The organism is Arthrobacter sp. HLT1-20 (assembly GCF_054510895.1).
In genome coordinates this window covers 1-3,295 of the sequence record NZ_JBTNDR010000069.1, presented here as the reverse complement: position 1 = coordinate 3,295, position 3,295 = coordinate 1, and the positions used below count along the sequence as shown (strand labels likewise).

The 3,295-nt window shown below is 56.9% G+C and carries 3 protein-coding genes; all 3 read left to right on the top strand.

Annotation, left to right across the window (positions count from 1 at the left end):
- The coding region (locus ACX80Q_RS18615; RefSeq protein ID WP_459332030.1) for a hypothetical protein at positions 1-239 on the top strand (239 nt) is incomplete at its 5' end.
- A 94-nt stretch (positions 240-333) separates the two neighbouring features.
- Positions 334-609, top strand: coding sequence for a hypothetical protein (locus ACX80Q_RS18610; RefSeq protein WP_459332029.1), 276 nt, complete (start codon positions 334-336; stop codon positions 607-609).
- A 1,381-nt stretch (positions 610-1,990) separates the two neighbouring features.
- The coding region (locus ACX80Q_RS18605; protein ID WP_459332028.1) for an NHL repeat-containing protein at positions 1,991-3,295 on the top strand (1,305 nt) is incomplete at its 3' end.

The window sequence follows — 3,295 nt, the reverse complement described above, 5'->3', positions numbered from 1 at the left end:
GTGGAGCGGCGTCACTTCCCCGGCCTGAACTCCCCGGAGAGCTCGTGCTGGAGGTCGATATGCCGACACCATTGGCCGCTGAGTTCGCTCTTGGCGTGCCCGGGGTCGAACGCACCGGCGATCGCACTGTTCGACGCCGGGTGCAAACCGTGTCCGAGGTCCTCGGACTGATCAATGTCAACTATGAACTGGCCGCCAGCGCTATGCGCAGCAAGATGGTGGTCATCAACAGACGCTAGCTTTGTCGGCCGGTACACGCAATTCCTCGATGAGGGCGGCAACCAGTGCCGTCCTCATCGGAATCATCTCAACCAGAGCGTGTTCACTACGTGCATGCGCACCACCACCAACGGCACCCAGACCGTCAAGGGTCGGGACACCGATACCAGCCGTAACGCGACCCTCGACGTTGCCGTTGCCGTGGCCGTGGCCGTGGCCGTGGCCGTGGCCGAGTACATCAACTGGCGAAAGCACCGGCGGCTCCCCGAGGAAGATGAGTCGTTACCCTGCCCGCGGAAATCCGAAACGACACTCTACTCAATCTGTGTGCTGTCAATGAAGTGGCCACTGTCGAGTAGAGTCTCACCCCGAGCGCACCACCAGCGTTAGCCTATTTCGGAGGCGAACTCGACCTGCCCCAACCGGACTCTTGGGTTCGATCCTCGAGTAGCGGCCGGACGCTGGGAAACAGGAATGAGACTGTCAAGCTTGTTTTGGTTTGACGCACATCGGGGATGCCGATCATAGGCGCAATTGCCTCCTCTAGTGCAGAGCGAACCAGACTGACTTCGAAGACCGGAGGATGCATTCGCGGCTCTGACGGTGAGGCCTGAGCAGTCCGAGGCGATGTTGGATATTCTAAAAAGTCATCGGCGCTGTCTGACTCCCTGGCCAAGAGCTCATCAAGCGCTGAGGCCCTGTGACAGGCGAAAACGGCCCAGGAACCGTCAGAGGAATCCGTGGGTTGTCTGGCGTGGCCGAGGCCCAAGAACGACGACAAGTACTAGCCCCGTTCGTTGCGGCCCTGTAAGAGTTCGGGGGTCATTCAACAGGAGAGGCTTTGGAGCTATCGGCTTTGTGTCAGCGAAAAGGTTCCAGCCACTTCAGCAGCACTTTCAGACCATTTCAGCAGCAACTCTGGTCGGCATAAATGACGATGCTTGCGAAGATGGGTTCGGGGGCCGGTGCAGTGTTCCAGGCTCCTATGCACTCTCTTGAATAATTGTGGCACTCCCTAGCAGGCCCGGTAGGACGGGCGACTAGGAGCGGCCGCGCGCGTCAAGCCGCTGCCGCGAACGTTGCACTCAGTTCTTTGGAGTTCCTATTTTGAGCCCCAGTATTTGCCATTATCTGCTGCCAATATGGCCGGAATCCTAGCGCCGAAATGGTCGGTTGTATCAGCCGAAATTCATACTGGCGTTGTCCTCGGCCACGTACCACCCCATCAAGGCATCGAAACCGGTAGTTTTTTCAACAGTCAGGCACGGATTGAACAGGCCGCAGACGCCATGGTTCATTGAATCAATGGACACCGTAGATGGGCAATAGTCGGCCCCGAAGGATCATCTCGATCCCCACGGATTCGGAATCGGAGTCTGGATCGAGCCGGACAGTTTGAGCGGCGGGTATCCACGCTCAAGGAAACGCAGCCGGGACTTAGACACATGCGGATGCAACCCACCTGAATAGCGGTCATTGTCAGGAATTCGGCGCTGGATGGCCGCTGCTTGCCATGGGCAGACTCTGATCGTGTCCGCGCTTTAGCGGTTGTGGGCTTGAGCATGGCTTGTCTTTGCGGACCATCATAAGTGCTGGAAAGGACTCAAGGATTGATCTTCATACTTTGCGTAGTGGGGGCAATGAGGTGACTTGTTTGTGCCCTTGGCAGGGGACTTTGTACCTTATTTTGTACCCTAGAATGAACGCGCAGGAGTAAATATGTGAATAGGCGAATTTAGTGGGCATCTTGCCCGCGTTAGGGGAGTAAATCTTGCGATCATCGAAACAATCCGTCGGCAACAGCTATCTTAAGAAGGCAGGCGGTGCGGGCTTGACCGCAGCCTTGATTACTGGTGGCTTCATCATCATCCCGCAGCCTGCGTTCGCAGCCTCTGTTTTCCCTGACACGGGCATGTACGCGACCCAGTCAGGTGGATCCAATATAGTCTCTGTTGACCTGGCCACGGGCACGACTTCGCTTGTGCTGACGGTTCCAGGTGGGGTGACCGGGCTCAACCAAATTGGCCTGACTAATGACGGCAACAAGGTCCTGCTAACTAACGGCACGAGCATTTTCGAGTACACAGCATCGACCGAGAACTGGGAGACTACAGCACGGGCCACCCCTGCAGTGCCCAATACTATGGGTGGGGTTAATCCTGCTAACGGTATATTCTACTTTGGCGGGCAGGCTGCCGGGGGCGGCAACAACTTCGTTTTCAAAACGTTTGACCCTGCCACAAACACTCTTGCAACGAGCACTATTCCTGTCACAGCGGATGCCCCTCCTGGCGGCAATGGTGACCTCGCGTTCGACAGCCTCGGGAACATGTACTTTGTTGCCAGCAGTGCCGCGGCAGCACAGATTTACCGCGTGGATGCTAGCCAACTCACTTCAAGTGGCGGAGCTGCCACCAAAGTCGGTCCGCAGATCGCCAACGGGGTAGCACTGAATTCGATGGCTTTTGCCAAAGATGGCTTCCTTTATGTTGCTGGTGGCGGGGCCAACGGTTTCCTCAGGGTCAACCCGATCACCGGTCAGGTCATGGAGAGAAAAACTCTTGACGTCGCCATTACCGACCTCGGATCCCGCTCGCTGCCGTTCACCGGCTCTGTTCGGGTAGATCTCCCCCAGGAACGCGTCAATGACACGGACCAGTTCACAGTCACCATCGGTGGTGGCGGAATCAGCACCGGAAACACGGGCACGACGACCGGCAACAATGACTCCAAATCTGTGGGACCTCTGCTCATCCTTCCTGGCGAGACTTACACCGTAGAACAAACCCCTGCCGGGACAACTAATCCTGCGCTCTATGAGACTTCATGGAAGTGCGTAGATCCCGCCACGGGGACAGTTGTAGCCTCTGGCCCCGGTGCCAGCGGATCCTTTACCATTCCACAGGGCGTCCAAAACGTCTCTTGCAGTTTCACCACAGCACCATACGCGGCCCCTGAAGCTGTGAAGGATGAATCGCTGAATAATGTTCAGGGTTCCGCCGTGAAGGTTCCTGTGTTGAACAATGACAAGGGCGACCTTGATCCGACAACCGTGAAACTCATCAACGCTGAGAAC